This window comes from Bradyrhizobium sp. BLXBL-01 (assembly GCF_051853025.1).
In the GTDB taxonomy this organism is placed as follows: Bacteria; Pseudomonadota; Alphaproteobacteria; order Rhizobiales; family Xanthobacteraceae; genus Bradyrhizobium.
This window is the reverse complement of sequence record NZ_CP182471.1, coordinates 1,052,031-1,067,357: the sequence shown is the minus strand read 5'-3', so window position 1 is coordinate 1,067,357 and position 15,327 is coordinate 1,052,031. Positions and strand designations below refer to the sequence as shown.

At 65.5% G+C, this 15,327-nt stretch carries 13 protein-coding genes; 5 read left to right on the top strand and 8 right to left on the bottom strand.

Annotated features, from left to right (window positions below; all coding sequences use genetic code 11):
• Positions 1 to 91 precede the first annotated feature (91 nt).
• From ACNJYA_RS05015 to ACNJYA_RS05005, 3 genes are all read left to right on the top strand, one after another.
• A complete protein-coding gene (locus ACNJYA_RS05015; RefSeq protein ID WP_212254032.1) occupies positions 92 to 1,579 on the top strand; it encodes a D-alanyl-D-alanine carboxypeptidase family protein in 1,488 nt (495 codons plus the stop codon).
• 188 nt (positions 1,580 to 1,767) lie between these two features.
• The gene (locus ACNJYA_RS05010; RefSeq protein WP_439402150.1) at positions 1,768 to 3,453 is read left to right on the top strand and encodes a long-chain fatty acid--CoA ligase; all 1,686 of its coding nucleotides are present in this window, start codon (positions 1,768 to 1,770) and stop codon (positions 3,451 to 3,453) included.
• Between the two features lie 234 nt (positions 3,454 to 3,687).
• Positions 3,688 to 4,173, top strand: coding sequence for a peroxiredoxin (locus ACNJYA_RS05005; protein ID WP_172785106.1), 486 nt, complete (start codon positions 3,688 to 3,690; stop codon positions 4,171 to 4,173).
• A gap of 110 nt (positions 4,174 to 4,283) precedes the next feature.
• Here the strand turns inward: ACNJYA_RS05005 and rnhA are convergent, their stop codons facing one another.
• From rnhA to ispH, 3 genes are read right to left on the bottom strand one after another with little or no spacing between them, the layout of a single operon-like run.
• Positions 4,284 to 4,748: a ribonuclease HI gene (rnhA, locus tag ACNJYA_RS05000; RefSeq protein WP_212254030.1), complete on the bottom strand. Its 465-nt coding sequence runs from the start codon at positions 4,746 to 4,748 to the stop codon at positions 4,284 to 4,286.
• Complete coding sequence (locus ACNJYA_RS04995) at positions 4,745 to 5,728, bottom strand: homoserine kinase (RefSeq protein WP_172785108.1); 984 nt, start codon at positions 5,726 to 5,728, stop codon at positions 4,745 to 4,747. The genes rnhA and ACNJYA_RS04995 overlap by 4 nt, the downstream gene beginning before the upstream one ends.
• 6 nt (positions 5,729 to 5,734) lie before the next feature.
• Complete coding sequence (ispH, locus tag ACNJYA_RS04990; RefSeq protein WP_172785109.1) at positions 5,735 to 6,703, bottom strand: 4-hydroxy-3-methylbut-2-enyl diphosphate reductase; 969 nt, start codon at positions 6,701 to 6,703, stop codon at positions 5,735 to 5,737.
• Positions 6,704 to 6,968: 265 nt separating this feature from the next.
• Here ispH and ACNJYA_RS04985 point away from each other — a divergent pair, with 265 nt between their 5' ends.
• Positions 6,969 to 7,664: a DUF1013 domain-containing protein gene (locus ACNJYA_RS04985; protein ID WP_172785110.1), complete on the top strand. Its 696-nt coding sequence runs from the start codon at positions 6,969 to 6,971 to the stop codon at positions 7,662 to 7,664.
• Positions 7,665 to 7,794: 130 nt separating this feature from the next.
• Here the strand turns inward: ACNJYA_RS04985 and ACNJYA_RS04980 are convergent, their stop codons facing one another.
• The 5 genes from ACNJYA_RS04980 to ACNJYA_RS04960 form a co-directional block, all read right to left on the bottom strand.
• A complete protein-coding gene (locus ACNJYA_RS04980; protein WP_439402149.1) occupies positions 7,795 to 8,541 on the bottom strand; it encodes an OmpW/AlkL family protein in 747 nt (248 codons plus the stop codon).
• Between the two features lie 186 nt (positions 8,542 to 8,727).
• Positions 8,728 to 8,997 carry a hypothetical protein gene (locus tag ACNJYA_RS04975; RefSeq protein ID WP_172785112.1) on the bottom strand — a complete coding sequence of 90 codons (270 nt, stop codon included), beginning with the start codon at positions 8,995 to 8,997 and terminating at the stop codon, positions 8,728 to 8,730.
• Between the two features lie 230 nt (positions 8,998 to 9,227).
• On the bottom strand, positions 9,228 to 11,138 hold the full coding sequence (locus ACNJYA_RS04970) for a propionyl-CoA synthetase (RefSeq protein WP_439402148.1): 1,911 nt from the start codon (positions 11,136 to 11,138) through the stop codon (positions 9,228 to 9,230).
• A 190-nt stretch (positions 11,139 to 11,328) separates the two neighbouring features.
• The gene (locus ACNJYA_RS04965) at positions 11,329 to 12,714 is read right to left on the bottom strand and encodes a tetratricopeptide repeat protein (protein WP_260381939.1); all 1,386 of its coding nucleotides are present in this window, start codon (positions 12,712 to 12,714) and stop codon (positions 11,329 to 11,331) included.
• A 129-nt stretch (positions 12,715 to 12,843) separates the two neighbouring features.
• On the bottom strand, positions 12,844 to 13,602 hold the full coding sequence (locus ACNJYA_RS04960) for a tetratricopeptide repeat protein (RefSeq protein WP_260381938.1): 759 nt from the start codon (positions 13,600 to 13,602) through the stop codon (positions 12,844 to 12,846).
• Positions 13,603 to 13,709: 107 nt separating this feature from the next.
• Between ACNJYA_RS04960 and ACNJYA_RS04955 the strand changes: the two genes are divergently transcribed.
• On the top strand, positions 13,710 to 15,287 hold the full coding sequence (locus ACNJYA_RS04955) for a cation:proton antiporter (protein ID WP_172785116.1): 1,578 nt from the start codon (positions 13,710 to 13,712) through the stop codon (positions 15,285 to 15,287).
• Positions 15,288 to 15,327: the final 40 nt, after the last annotated feature.

The following is a 15,327-nucleotide window of genomic DNA, read 5'->3' as shown; positions in this document are numbered from 1 at the left end:
CGCAAGCGGCGGCGCTGGATTTCAGAACCGACAATCAGATCACGAGAACCGACCCTCTCGGGCGCGGATCTCCAAGGACCGGAATCGGATAGTGCACGCCCTTCGCCCGCTGCTTCGCAAATCCCTGTTCAACCTGTTCGCTGCGACGCTCGCCTGTGCCGCGTTGCTCGCACCGCGCGCGGCGGACGCCGAAGCGCTCCTGCTGATCGAGGCCGACAGCGGCAAGGTGTTGCAGGCCGAAAACGCGACCATTCCGTGGTATCCGGCCTCCGTCACCAAGATCATGACAGCCTATGTGACGCTGAAGGCGGTCAAGGACGGCAGGCTGACGCTCGACACGCTGCTCACGGTGTCGCCAACCGCGGCCTCGCAATCGCCCTCGAAGATGGGGTTCCGCCCGGGAACGCAGGTCACCGTCGACAACGCGCTGAAGATGATGATGGTCAAGTCGGCGAACGACATGGCCGTGGTGCTCGCCGAAGGCGTCGGCGGCTCGGTCGACGGCTTCTCCGCGGTGATGAACGACACCGCGAGGAAGCTCGGCATGACCCAGACGAGCTACGTCAACCCGAACGGCCTGCCCGCCGAAGGCCAGGTCACCTCGGCGCGCGACCTCGGCATCTTGGCGCGCTCGTTCCTGCGCGACCTGCCGGAGTACGAGTACTTCGTGCACATCCCGGCGATCCGCTTCGGCAAGCGCGTCACCGGCAATTTCAACAAGCTGATCGGCCGCTATCCCGGCGCCGACGGGTTCAAGACCGGCTTCATCTGCGCCTCCGGCTACAACCTCGTCGCCTCGGCCACGCGCAACGGCCGCCGGCTGATCGCGGTGGTGCTCGGCGCCAATTCCGGCACGGCGCGCGCGGTGAAGGCGGCGCAGCTGCTGGAGCGCGGCTTCGCTCAGGACAACCTCACCTGGCTGCGCCCCTCGCTCGGCACCGTCGACAATCTCGTGCCGGTCGATGCCACGCCGCCGAACCTGCGCGACGAGATGTGCGGACCCAACCGCAAGCGGCCGGCCAGCGACGACGACGATGCGCTGATTGCTGCCAATGGCGGCGCGACCGGATCCGCCTCCGCCACCGGCGGCGCCGCCCAGTTCACCTTCTTCACGGCCGGCCTGCAGCCGCCGCTGATGAAGGCTTCCGAGCTGATGGCCTCGGCCCCCGCGGCCACAGAGCCCGTGCAGGTCTATACCGGTCCGACCCGCACCGGCACGGCCCTGATCGCCGCGGTCGCAGCCGATGCCGACCAGCAGGCCGCGTCCAAGCCGCGTGGCAAGAAGTCGCGCGTCGCCAAGAAGCCAGACGCCGCCGACAAGCCCAAGGAGGGAAACAAGGAGGCTGGCACGAAGACCGCGGCGGTGAAGCCCGACGCCAAGCAGGCTGACGGCAAGGGCGACGGCAAGACCGCAGCCAAACCGGCCGCTGCCAAGCCGGCCGGCGCCAAGCATGCTGCGGCCAAGCCCGATGCGGCCAAACCTGCCGAGAAGCCTGCAAGCGGCGACCAGGCCGCCAAGCCCGCCAAGCCCAAGGCTGCGAAGCCGGCCGCTGCCGCCAAGCCGGCGAACAACAGTTAACGCCTCTCGGAATTGAGCCAGCCCGCGCTTCGCACCTGCGGCAGCGGGTTTTGCGACGATTCCAGTAGCGACACCCCGACCTTTGCCCTAAGCCACGATGGCTTGCCACCCGTTCCGGCAAGCTGGATACTGGCGGCAACGAGGCAAGCCCGAGGACAACGGGCCCTGGTCAATGAGGGGAGTCTTCCATGGAGCGCATCTGGCTCAAGCAATATCCGCCCGGCGTGCCCGCCGATATCGAGCCGACGCAATACGCATCGCTGGTCGACCTGCTGGAGGAGAGCTTCACCAAGTTCGCCGACCGCAAGGCGTTCATCTGCATGGACAAGTCGATCAGCTATCGCGACCTCGACCAGATGTCGGTCGCGCTCGCCGCGTACTTGCAAGGCCGCGGACTGCAGCGCGGCGCGCGTGTCGCCATCATGATGCCGAACGTGCTGCAATATCCGGTTGCAACCGCCGCCGTGCTGCGCGCCGGTTTCGCGGTGGTCAACGTCAACCCGCTCTATACCCCGCGCGAGCTCGAGCACCAGCTCAAGGATTCCGGCGCCGAAGCCATCATCGTGTTGGAGAACTTCGCTCACACCGTCGAGCAGGTGATCGCGAGAACGCAGGTGAAGCACGTCATCGTCGCCAGCATGGGCGACCTGCTCGGCTTCAAGGGCGTGATCGTCAACCTCGTCGTCCGCCGGGTCAAGAAGATGGTCCCGGCCTGGTCGCTGCCAGGCTCGGTCTCCTTCAACGACGCGCTGTCCGCCGGCCGCGGCATGACGTTCAACAAGCCGAAGCTGTCGCCGGGTGACGTCGCCTTCCTGCAATATACCGGCGGCACCACCGGCGTCTCCAAGGGCGCCACGCTGCTTCATCGCAACATCGTCGCGAACGTCCTGCAGAACGACGCCTGGCTGCAGCCGGCGCTCAATGCGCCGCCGCATGTCGAGCAGCTCATGATCGTCTGCGCGCTGCCGCTCTATCACATCTTCGCGCTGACGGCCTGTTATCTGCTGGCGGTGCGCGCCGGCGGCTGCAACCTGCTGATCCCGAACCCGCGCGATATCGCCGGCTTCGTCAAGGAGCTGGCGAAATACCAGGTCAACAGCTTCCCGGCCGTGAACACGCTCTACAACGGCTTGATGCACCATCCCGATTTCAAGAAGCTCGACTTCTCCAAGCTGAAGATCTCCAACGGCGGCGGCATGGCGGTGCAGCGCCCCGTGGCCGATCAATGGAAGGCGATCACCGGCTGCTTCATTGCCGAAGGCTACGGCCTGTCGGAGACCTCGCCGACGCTGACCTGCAACCCGGCGACGGCAACCGAGTTCACCGGGACGATCGGCATCCCGGTGCCCTCGACCTACATCTCGATCCGCGACGATGACGGCAACGAAGTCCCGCTCGGCCAGGCCGGCGAGATCTGCGCCAAGGGCCCGCAGGTGATGTCCGGCTACTGGAACAGGCCGGAAGAGACCGCCAAGGTGATGACCGCGGACGGCTTTTTCCGGACCGGCGACATCGGCGTGATGGACGAGAAGGGCTACACCAAGATCGTCGACCGCAAGAAGGACATGATCCTGGTCTCGGGCTTCAACGTCTATCCGAACGAGATCGAGGAAGTGATCGCGAGCCATCCGGGCGTGCTCGAATGCGCCGTGATCGGCATCCCCGATTCCAAGTCCGGGGAAGCGGTGAAGGCCTTCGTGGTGAAGAAGGACCCGAACCTCACCGCCGAAGCCGTGATCAAGTTCTGTCACGAGCAGCTCACCGGCTACAAGGTGCCCAAGCACATCGAATTCCGCAACGACCTGCCGAAGACCAATGTCGGCAAGATCCTGCGCCGGCAGCTCCGCGACGAGAAGAAGGCGGAAGCGGCTTAAAGGCACGCCTCTCGGCTCGATGGGGCGCGCCCACGCGCCCCATCGTCATTGCGAGCGTAGCGAAACAATCCAGAGTTATTTCCGCAGAGACAGTCTGGATTGCTTCGTCGCAAGAGCTCCTCGCAATGACGAGAAAATTGCGACCGTCGCCTCATCACAGCGCGGTGAAGCCGTTTCCCTCCGGCGGTAAAATGCTCTAGAACAGCCCCGGCCCATTTCCATGGAGAAACGACGATGGCGATCCAGATTGGCGACAAGCTGCCCGAGGCGAAATTCCGCGTGATGACGGCGGAAGGCCCGCAGGTGAAGACCACCGACGACGTCTTCAAGGGCAAGAAGGTGGCGCTGTTCGCGGTGCCCGGCGCCTATACCGGCACCTGCCACAAGATGCATCTGCCGAGCATCTTCCTCAACGCCTATGCCATGAAGGACAAGGGCGTCGACACCATCGCCATCGTCTCGGTCAACGACGCCTTCGTCATGAACGCCTGGAAGCGCGACACCGACCAGCGCGACGAGGCGATCTTCCTCGCCGACGGCAATGCCGACTTCACCAAGGCGATCGGCATGGAGCTGGACGCCTCCGCCAACGGCCTCGGCATCCGCTCCAAGCGCTATTCGATGCTGATTGAGGACGGCGTGGTCAAGAAGCTGAACCTCGAGGCGATGCCCGGCAAAGTCGAGGTGTCGGGCGGAGATACGTTGCTCGGGCAGCTGTGAGACTCTGGTCATTCCGGGGCGCGCGCAGCGCGAGCCCGGAATCCATCTTACGTCACAACGCGTAGAGGAATGGATTCCGGGCTCGCCCTCCGGGCGCCCCGGAATGACACCTACTCCCTCACCCGCTGCTGCAACCGCGCCATGGCGATGCCGTCGCGAGCGAGCTGATCGGCGCGCTCGTTCTCGGGGTGGCCAGCGTGGCCCTTGACCCAATGCCAGCGGACCTCGTGCTGCTTCAGCGCGGCGTCGAGGCGCTGCCATAGCTCGACGTTCTTCACCGGCTTCTTGTCGGCGGTGCGCCAGCCGTTGCGCTTCCAGCCGAAGATCCAGCCGGTGATGCCCTGCCGGACATACTGGCTGTCGGTATAGAGATCGACCGTGCACGGCCTCTTCAACGCTTCGAGCGCCGAGATCGCCGCCATCAATTCCATCTGGTTGTTGGTGGTGTGCGGCTGGCCGCCGTTCAGCTCCTTCTCCTTGTCGCCGAACTTCAGGATCGCGCCCCAGCCGCCCGGCCCGGGATTTCCCGAGCAGGCGCCGTCGGTATAGATCGTGACATTGGGAAGCTCGCTCACGCCACCAGCCCCGACGGCGTCAACCCGTAGTCGCGCACGCTCGTCACACTCTGGTGGAAGCGCAGCTTGCGAACATATTCCAGCGGGTCCTTCGGCTTGACCAGCGCGCCCGGCGGCACGTTGAGCCAGTCGACCAGCCGCGTCAGCAGGAAGCGGATGGCGGCGCCGCGCGCCAACAGCGGCAGCGCGGCCTCTTCGGCTTCGCTCAGCTGGCGCACGCGGCCATAGGCGTTGAGGAAGGCGCGCGCCTTTGTGACGTTGAAGGAATGATCAGGCTCGAAGCACCAGGCGTTGAGGCAGATCGCGACGTCATAGGCCAGCATGTCGTAGCAGGCGAAGGTGAAATCGATGATCCCCGAGAGCTTGTCGCCGAGGAAGAAGACGTTGTCGTTGAAGAGGTCGGCATGGATCACGCCTTCGGGCAGGTTGCTCGGCCAGATCCCGCTCGAGAGATGGTCGAGCTCGGCGGCGAGGAAGGCGCGCAGCCCCGGCTGCACCTCGTCGGCCCGGTTCGAAGCCGCATCGAACAGCGGCCGCCAGCCGGCGACCGACAGTGCGTTGGCGCGCCGAACCGCGAAATTGGCGCCGGCCAGATGCATCCGGGCCAGCCCCTCGCCGACCCCGGCGCAATGGGTCGCGTTCGGCTTGCGCGGCCAGACGCCTTCGAGAAAGGTGATGATCGCGGCGGGCCGGCCTGCGAGCTCGCGCAACGCCTCGCCGTCGCGTCCCCGCACGGGCAGCGGACAATTGACGCCGTGCTCGGCGAGGTGCGTCATCAGTCCGAGGAAGAACGGCAGATCGTTCTTCGCCACGCGCTTTTCGTAGAGCGTGAGGATGAACGAGCCTTTGCTCGTGTGCAGCAGGAAGTTGGAGTTTTCGACGCCCTCGGCGATGCCCTTGTAGGAGAGCAATTCGCCGAGATCGTATTGCTTCAGGAAATCCGCAAGCTCGTCGGCGGCGACGTCGGTGTAGACCGCCATAAAGGTCTACTCGGCGGCAGCTTCGGGGCGCACCTGACGCGGCAGCGGGAAGAACTCATTCTCCTCCGCGGCCGAGACCGTCTCCACGTGCAGCGTGTAGCGCTCGGCGAAGGCGTCCATGATCTCCTCGACGATCACCTCCGGCGCCGACGCGCCCGCCGTGATGCCGAGACTCTTGATGTTGCCGAACCTGCCCCAGTCGAGGTCGGCGGCGCGCTGCGCCAGCACCGCGATCTTGCAGCCCTCGCGCTCGGCAACCTCGCGCAGGCGCTGCGAGTTCGACGAATTGGGGGCACCGACGACGATGAGCGCGTCCACCACCGGCGCCACCTTCTTCACCGCGAGCTGGCGGTTGGTGGTGGCGTAGCAGATGTCTTCCTTGTGCGGCCCGTTGATGTTCGGGAAGCGCTCCTTGAGCAGTGCGACGATCTCCGCGGTGTCGTCGATCGACAGCGTGGTCTGGGTCACGAAGGCGAGGTTGTTGGGGTCCTTCGGCGTGATGGTCTTGGCGTCCTCGGCGGTCTCGATCAGGGTCACGGCGCCGGGCGGCAGCTGGCCGAGCGTGCCGACCACCTCGGGATGGTGGGAATGGCCGATCAGGAAGATCTCGCGGCCGCGCTTGAAGTGGATCGCGGCCTCGCGATGCACCTTGGTCACGAGCGGGCAGGTCGCATCCAGCGAGAACAGGTTGCGGGACTGGGCGTCGGCCGGAACCGACTTCGGCACGCCGTGGGCCGAGAACACCACCGGGGCGGTGGTGTTTTCGGGGATTTCGGCGAGCTCCTCGACGAAGATGGCGCCCTTCTTCTTCAACCCATCGACGACGTACTTGTTGTGCACAATCTCGTGGCGAACATAGACGGGGGCACCGTACTTATCGAGCGCCCGTTCCACGGTGTCGATCGCCCGGACCACCCCGGCACAAAAGCCGCGGGGAGAACAAAGCACGATCTTGAGGTCTGGTTTGGCTGACATTGAGCGATCTCGGGACCGAATCACCCGTTTCGCCTTCTGGCGGGGGCGGTCGATGGATGGGAATTAGGCTTAAAACTGTCGGCTTGAACCCTACAGCGGTTCAAAGGGAATTGGGCCCCCTTTCGGGCGGTGTCAAGGCACTATCTATAGCAGAACCATTGCATGGCTACCCCCTCCGGGCTTATATAGCGCGAATTCCCTGTCATCGCTGATGACCACCGGTTTCGCCTCCAGAGGGGTGGGCGAAGCACAAAGGAGATTTGCCATGAGCAACGCACCTCTGATGCCCAAGGCGACCGCCGTTTGGCTGCTCGACAACACCGCGCTGACCTTCGATCAGGTCGCCGATTTCACCAAGATGCATCCCCTCGAGGTGCGCGCCATCGCCGACGGCGACGCCGCCCAGGGCATCAAGGGCATGGATCCCCTCTCCAACGGCCAGCTGACCCGCGAGGAGATCGAGAAGGGCGAGAAGAACCCGGACTACCGGCTCCGCCTCCAGGAGAGCAAGGTGGTGCTGCCGCCCCAGCCCAAGCGCAAGGGCCCGCGCTACACCCCGGTCTCGCGCCGTCATGAGCGCCCGAGCGCCATCCTCTGGCTGCTGCGCAACCATCCGGAGCTCAAGGACGCCCAGATCATGCGCCTGGTCGGCACCACCAAGAGCACGATCGCCAGCGTGCGCGACCGTACCCACTGGAACACCTCGTCGCTGACCCCGATCGACCCGGTCACCCTCGGCCTGTGCTCGCAGATCGAGCTCGATTTCGAGGTGCAGCGCGCGGCGAAGGAAAAGCCGATCGACGCAGCCTATGGCGGCGCCACCCTGCTGCCGGCGTCCGAGACCACCAAGAAAGACGAGTTCGAGCCTGCCGAGCGATCGAGCGACGACCTCAACGTCGACGCCGTGTTCGCCAAGCTGAAGACGCTCGGCGGCAAGAAGCAGGACCAAGAGGAGGAGTAAGACTCCGCTCTTCGTTCGCGATCGAACACAAAGCAAAACGCGGCAGGAAAACCTGCCGCGTTTCGTTTGGGTGTGTGATCTCCCCGGCTTGAGAAGGGCGGGCCGTTGCCACACCCTCGGCGTCGTCCCCTCAGAACTTGTACGTCACGCCGGCGCCGACCAGCCAGGGATCGATATGCGCTGTGCCGGTGACCGGCAGGCCGGAGACGGTCGCGCTGTAGTTCGGGCGCAGCCAGAGCTTCTTGACGTCGACGTTGAGACCCCAGTGCCGGTCGATCATGTAGTCGAAGCCGAACTGGACGGCAGCGCCCCAGGCATTGCTGACGTGCAGGTTCGTTGCGGTGGCGACGATCGCGGGCGGTCCGACGATGGCCGCCGGCACGTTGGCGGCGGAATTGTTGAAGAACACGGTGTAGTTCACGCCCGCGCCGACATACGGCTTGAACGCGCCGAACTGGTCGAAGTGATATTGCAGCGTCAGCGTCGGCGGCAGCAGCGTGGTCTTGCCGATCGGCAGGTTCGCGAGCGAGCCGGTGCCGCTGATCGAATGTCTGGTCACGCCCAGGATCAGCTCGGCCGCTATGTTCTTGGTGAAGAAATAGCTGATGTCGAGCTCGGGGACGACCTGGTCGCTGATCGACAGACCTGAATTCGGCGACGACAGCGAAGGCACGCCCGCGACATTGACGGTGCTCCCGCCCGCATCCGGCAACACGCCGAGCACCCGCAGGCGCACCATCCACGGATTGAACGCCTCCGCCGGCGGCGGCGCCTTCTTGTAGGCCGGCAGATCTGCGGCCTGCACTGATGCAAGCGTGCCCACGAGCAGCGCGCCGAGTGTCGCGATCCGCGCCAAGTTTCTTATCGTTCCATCCATTGCAATCCCCTTCAACCATGTCCGCGCATCGTTGCGCGACATCAGCGTCAGAGCAGAAAGAGGACGGTGAAGGATTTGATGCCGATCAAACCAGGACCATCGCGACGCGATTTGACCCCGGCGTTGCAGATGTGTCACGGAAGGCGCGAATCCGAAGCGGGCGGCAACATAGTGCCGCAGCTCACATCATGGGCGCACGGGGTTGTTCAACATGTACTCGCCGAGATCGCGCTGGCGGCGATCGGCGCGCGCGGTGGCGGCGTTGCGCTGGACGTCGCGGTCCTTGCGGCAGGCCACGTATTCCGGCGAGCCTTGCGCATAGCCTCGGCTCTGGCACACCGCGTCGTCATCATCGCCGCCCATCGCCACCGGATTCTGGTAGCGCGCCGAGCAGGCGGAGAGAGCGATGGCGAGAGCTAAGGCGGTCAGCAGGCGTGGCGCGGCGGCAAGTGGCATCGAGGGTCCCTTGTTGACCGCCCCTGTTTAGCGCGGAATGAGGAGATTGTAAGTCCCCGGGCGCCGTTCCACGCTCGCTGTCATTCCCCGCGCAGGCGGGGAATCCAGTACGCCGCGGCGGTCATTGGCTCACACAATCGCCGCGGGGTACTGGATCACCCGCTTCCGCGGGTGATGACAGTTGAGTTGGGGACGACCTCGCGCCTCGCCCGTATGACCGCAGAACTTCCTCACACCCTTCCCTTCAGCGCCTCGCCGATCTCGTCGAGCGCCTTGGGATCCTCGATCGTCGCCGGCATGGTCCAGGATTCGCCGTCGGCGATCTTCTTGATGGTGCCGCGCAGGATCTTTCCGGAGCGCGTCTTGGGCAGGCGGCCGACGGTAATGGCGAGCTTGAACGCGGCGACCGGGCCGAGCTTGTCGCGCACCAGCGCGATGATCTCCTTCTCGATCTCGGCGGGCGGGCGCTTCACGCCCGCCTTCAGCACCAGGAAGCCGCAGGGCACCTCGCCCTTGATCGCGTCCTTGACGCCGAGCACGGCGCATTCGGCGACATCGGGATGCGAGGCCAGGATCTCCTCCATGCCGCCGGTGGAGAGACGGTGGCCCGCGACGTTGATGATGTCGTCGGTGCGGCCCATCACGAAGACATAGCCGTCCTCGTCCTTGTAGCCGGCGTCGGAGGTTTTGTAATAGCCGGGGAATTCGCTCAAGTAGGCTTCCTTGAAGCGCGCGTCCTGATTCCACAGCGTCGGCAGGCAGCCCGGCGGCATCGGCAGCTTGATGACGATCGAGCCCATGGTGTTGGGGCCGACCGGCTTTGCCGCTTCATCGACGACATCGACCTGGTAGCCCGGCATCGGCACCGTCGGCGAGCCGTGCTTCACCGGTAGCATGCCGAGGCCGACCGGATTGCCGGCGATGCACCAGCCGGTCTCGGTCTGCCACCAATGGTCGATCACCGGCACCTTCAGCTGCTGCTCCGCCCATTCCACGGTCGGCGGATCGGCACGCTCGCCGGCGAGGAACAGGGTGCGGAATTTCGAGAGATCGTACTGCCGGATGAATTTCCCTTCCGGGTCGTCCTTGCGGATGGCGCGGAAGGCCGTCGGAGCGGTGAAGAAGGCGACCGCCTTGTGCTCGGAGATCACGCGCCAGAACGCGCCGGCGTCGGGCGTGCCGACCGGCTTGCCCTCGTACATGATCGTGGTCGCGCCGTGCAGCAGCGGGCCGTAGACGATGTAGCTGTGGCCGACCACCCAGCCGATGTCGGAGCCGCACCACCAGACCTCGCCCGGCTTGACGCCATAGAGGTTGAACATCGACCATTTCACCGCGACGAGATGCCCGCCATTGTCGCGCACGACGCCCTTCGGCACGCCGGTCGTGCCCGACGTGTAGAGGATGTAGAGCGGGTCCGTCGCGGCGACGGGCACGCAAGCCGCGCGCTTGCCGTCGTTCAGCGCCTTGCGGCGCAGGCTGGCCCAGTCGTAATCGCGGCTCGGCGTCATCTCGCAGGTGAGCTGCGGGCGTTGCAATACGATGCAGGCCTTCGGCTTGCTGCCGGCAAGCCTGATCGCCTCGTCGAGCAGCGGCTTGTACTGCACGATGCGGCCGGGCTCGATGCCGCAGCTGGCGGACAGGATCAGCTTGGGCTGCGCATCGTCGATGCGGGTGGCAAGCTCCTTTGCGGCAAAGCCGCCGAACACCACCGAGTGCACCGCACCGAGCCGCGCGCAGGCGAGCATCGCGACCACCGCCTCCGGCACCATCGGCATATAGAGGATGACGCGGTCGCCCTTGGTGACGCCGAAATCCTGCATGATTGCGGCGAGCGCCTGGACCTCGTTCAGCAGTTCGGCATAGGTGAGCTTGGTGACCGAACCCGTCAGCGGCGAATCATGGATCAGCGCGACCTGGTCGGCACGTCCGCGTTCGACGTGGCGGTCGAGGGCGTTGTAGCAGGTGTTGACGACGCCTCCGGCAAACCAGCGGCCGTAGGTTCCTTGCGAGGGATCGAAGATCTGTTTCGCAGGCTCGATCCAGTCGATGTCCTTGGCTGCCTCGGCCCAGAACCCTTCCGGATCCGCCAGCGAACGCGCGTGGACCTCGTGATAGCTGCTTTTGCCCTGGACGTTCATGCCCGCGCTCCCGTTCCCTTTGTTCGCCTGGCCCTGACCTGACGACAGGACGAGCGTCCCGCCATGACCAGGATCAATTGCCGGCCTTGTTTGACGGGTATTTTCCCGGGAACGGGCCGCGGTTCAAGCCGAAAAGAACGCGTCTTCTCCCTGTCCCCGTTCTTGCAGGGCAAGGGCGAAGAACGGGCTTTCAGCTCTCCATCGCGTTCAGCCGCTGCAAGCGGTCCTGCATGATCTTCTTCAGATCGTAGCCGGGGCGGCGGAAGCTTGCATTGCGCGTGGTGAGGAACTCGCGCTGGGTCTTGCGCAGGTCGCTGGCGGAACGTCCCTTGGAGGCCCTCAGCACGCGTTCATAGGTCTCGGCAATCTGGCGATCGAGCACGCCGAGCTGAGCATCGGCGCAGATCACCTTCTCGACCTCGCGCTTGGCAGTGGCGCAATTGAAGGACGGGCCGTTGCCCGCCTCCGCATTCAGGGCACGCGGGGACTCGGCGCCGAACTTCGCGATCTCGGCGATCATGACCCGGCGGCCGTTCGCCGCATTCTCGTTGCCCGGGTCCAGCTTCAGCGCCGTCTCATAGTCGGCCAGCGCCTTCTTCCGCTCGCCCATCTTCTTGTAGAGCACGGCGCGGTTGTTGTAGGTCTTCGCGAAATTCGGATCGAGCTTGAGCGCAGCCTCGTAGTCGCTCAGCGCCGCCCCGAGCTCGCCCTTGAACTGGTAGGAATCGCCGCGGTTGGTCAGGAAATTGGCGCGCTGCTCCCGTCGTATCGCCTGGTCGTAATCGGCGATCGCCTTGTCGTACTCGCCCATCGCAGCATAAGTCAGGCCGCGGTTGTCGTAATATTCCGGCACCTTCGGATCGAGCCTGATCGCCTCGCCGTCGTCGGCGACCGCCTTGTCGAGCTGGCCGAGCTTCTTGTAGGCCGCGCCGCGATTGGTGTAGGTGCGCGCGCGGTTTGGATCGAGCCGCAGCGCCTCGTCGAAATTCCTGATCGCCTTCTCGTTGTCGCCGCCGAGATAATAGGCCACGCCGCGGTCGGACCAGGCTTGCGCATCGTCCGGCTTCAGCTTGATCGCCTGGTCGTAATCGGCGAGCGCGCGGTCGAGCCGGCGCTGATTGGTGTAGACGACGCCGCGCAGCTCGTAAGCTTCGGCATCCCGAGGGTCGAGCTCGATCGCCTTGGTCAGATCCGCCGCGGCGCGGTTGAGATCGCCGCCGGCCTCGCGCAGGAGGTCGCCGCGCACGCGCCAGGCCTTCGCGTTCTTGCCGTCGAGCGCGATGGCGCGGTCCAGATCCCGCAGCGCCTGGGACTGGCCGCCGGAGGTCCGTGCATTGGCGTCGGCGCGCGCAACGAGCGCCGCGCTGCGTTCGGCGGCCGGATTGGCGGTCTGGTCGATGATGGCGCTGCATGCCGGGATCAGCTCGGCCGGGTCAGCCTTGCTCCCCAGCACGCACTCGGTGCTCGCCGCGGCGGGGGCCGCGAGAGCGAAACTGATTGCCGCGCCGAGGAATAGGGCGCGAAGCGAGATCTTGGCAGGCGAAAGCGCTTGCGCGGAGGCGTGAGTGCCGCACATGACATAGGGCTCCGTGACGTCGGGTTCTCACCGTTGTCGCAGCTGGCAAGGGATGGGTTCAAACCGGGCCTGGCAGGGACGGCCAGTGCCTGCTCTCCCTCGCCCCGCACGCGGGGAGAGGCGAAGGACTCAATACCCATCCACCCCGTTCAGCCGCTGCAAGCGCTCCTGCATCGCCTTCTTCAGGTCGTACCCCGGCCGGCCGAAATCGGCATTGCGGCGCGCGATGAACGCGTCCTGCTCACGCTGGAGCGCTTTGGCCTCGGCCGCATTGCGCGCTTCACGGATCGCACGGGCATTGGAGGCAAAGACCTCGCGATCGAGATCGGCGAGCTCGCGATTGCCGCAGATCGCCCTTTCCACCGCCAGACGCGCTCGCGCGCAATTGAAGCTGGGCTTGCCCGCGACCGCCATCTGCGCGCCGATCCGCTCGATCTCGCGCGCCATCGCCTTGTGATTGGCCTTGGCCTTCTCGTGGTTCGGATCGATCCTGAGCGCTGCGCCGAAATCCTGCACCGCCTTCGGCTTGTCGCCCTTCTTCAGCCAGAGCTCGCCACGCGCGTTCAAGATGTCCGCAAGGCCGGGGTCGAGCAGAAGAGCGCGGCTGTCGTCGGCGATGGCGCGGTCGATCTGGTCGTGCCGCGCATAGAGCGCGCCGCGCGCGATCAGCGCCTTGATCAGGTCGCCCTTCACCGTCTTCTCGTTGTCGATCACGGCGTCGCAGGCCGTGGCCGCCTTGTCCATGTCGTCGGCTGCGGCCGCCGCGAGGCAGGGCGCGACATCGACCGGCGTCACGGCCACCGGCTCGCCGCCGGTCGCGGCATCGGCCGGGGCGAGCGAGAGCGCGTAGAGCAGCCCGGCGCCGAACAGGTGGATGAGAAAACGCATGCTCGTTGCGGTCGAAACCTTGCCGTCCATCCTCTTAAGATGTTGTCTTGAAGAGGTCTTGCCTTGAAGCCGTACTATCCATCATACGGCAAGATTGGTGCTAGCTTGTGGCACCGCTCAGATCGGCTTCGGGGATCATCGTGTCGACATTCGAATGGATCATCGCGCTGCTGCTCGGCGCCGTTGGCTTATCGGCGCTGGCGCGGCGGATCAAGGTGCCCTACCCGACCTTTCTCGCCATCGGCGGCGCGCTGATCGCCTTTGTGCCCTCGAGCCCGTCCTGGGCGCTGGAGCCGGACCTGGCCTTGGCGCTTTTTGTCGCACCGGTCCTACTCGATGCCGCTTTCGACACGTCGTTGCGCGACCTTCGCAACAACTGGGTTCCGGTCTCGACTCTGGTCGTCGCCGCGGTCGGCTTGACCACGGCGGGCGTCGCCTATGTCGCGCACCGGCTGATGCCCGACATGCCCTGGGCCGCCGCGGTCGCGCTCGGCGCCATCGTGGCGCCGCCGGATGCGGCCGCTGCGGTCGCGATCCTGAGCCAGGTCAAGCTGCCCCATCGCATGGTCAAAGTGCTGGAAGGCGAAAGCCTGCTCAACGACGCCAGCGCGCTGCTGATCTATCGCATCGCCGTCGGCGCGGTCGCCACAGAGCATCTGACCTGGAGCCAGGTCGCGCCGACCATGGCGCTGGCGCTGGTTGGCAGCGTCATCGCGGGTCTGGCCGCAGGCCGCATCATTCCGCTGTTCATGGAGCGGGTGACGGAGGCGCCGAGCGCCATCATCGTGCAGTTCGCCACCACTTTCCTGGTGTGGATCGCCGCCGAGCATCTCGGCCTCTCCGGCATCCTCACGATCGTGGTCTATGCCATCACGGTCGCACGGACCGCGCCGGCACGCATCCCGGCGCGGCTGCGGGTACCGTCCTATGCCGTGTGGGACACGACCGTGTTCGTGCTCAACGTGCTCGCCTTCATGCTGATCGGCATGCAGATGCGGCCGATCTGGACGCGGCTGGACGCGGACGTGCGCTGGGAATATTGCGTAGCCGCCGCCTGGATCCTGCTGACGGTGATCCTGGTGCGCCTGTTCTGGGTGACGTTCTATCGCACAAGTCTCCGGGTGCTGATCGCGCAGGGACTCTATCGCCCTAAAGATCCGAAGCAGATGGCCTCGCCCAAGGGCGGGCTCATCATCTCCTGGTGCGGCATGCGCGGTCTCGTCACGCTCGCCACCGCCTTTGCCCTGCCGGAAAACTTTCCCTATCGCGACTTCATTGTCTTCATCGCCTTTGCGGTGGTGCTGGGCTCGCTGGTGATCCAGGGCCTGACGCTGCGGCCGCTGATCCTCGCTTTCAACCTCAAGGACGACGATCCCGTTGGTATCGAGGTCGCCCGCGGCCGCGCGGTCGCCTATCGCGCTGCGCTCGATGCGATCGAGAGCGATCCGTCGGAGGAGGCGGAAATCCTGCGGCTCGAATATCGCGCCATCCTGATGCAGACCGAGACCGATCCGAACGGCGGCATCAGCAACGGCGAACTTCCCGCCGATCCCCTCCGCCGCCGCGCCATCGAGGCCGCGCGTAAGGCGATCTTCGATCTGCGCGCCACCGAGGTGATCGGCGACGATGCGTTTCACCGGCTCGAGGAGGAACTCGATCGCGCAGAATTGAGCGCGGGCGGATGAGGCAGCTCCGCGACACAAACTCGGGGTCGTCCCGGACGAG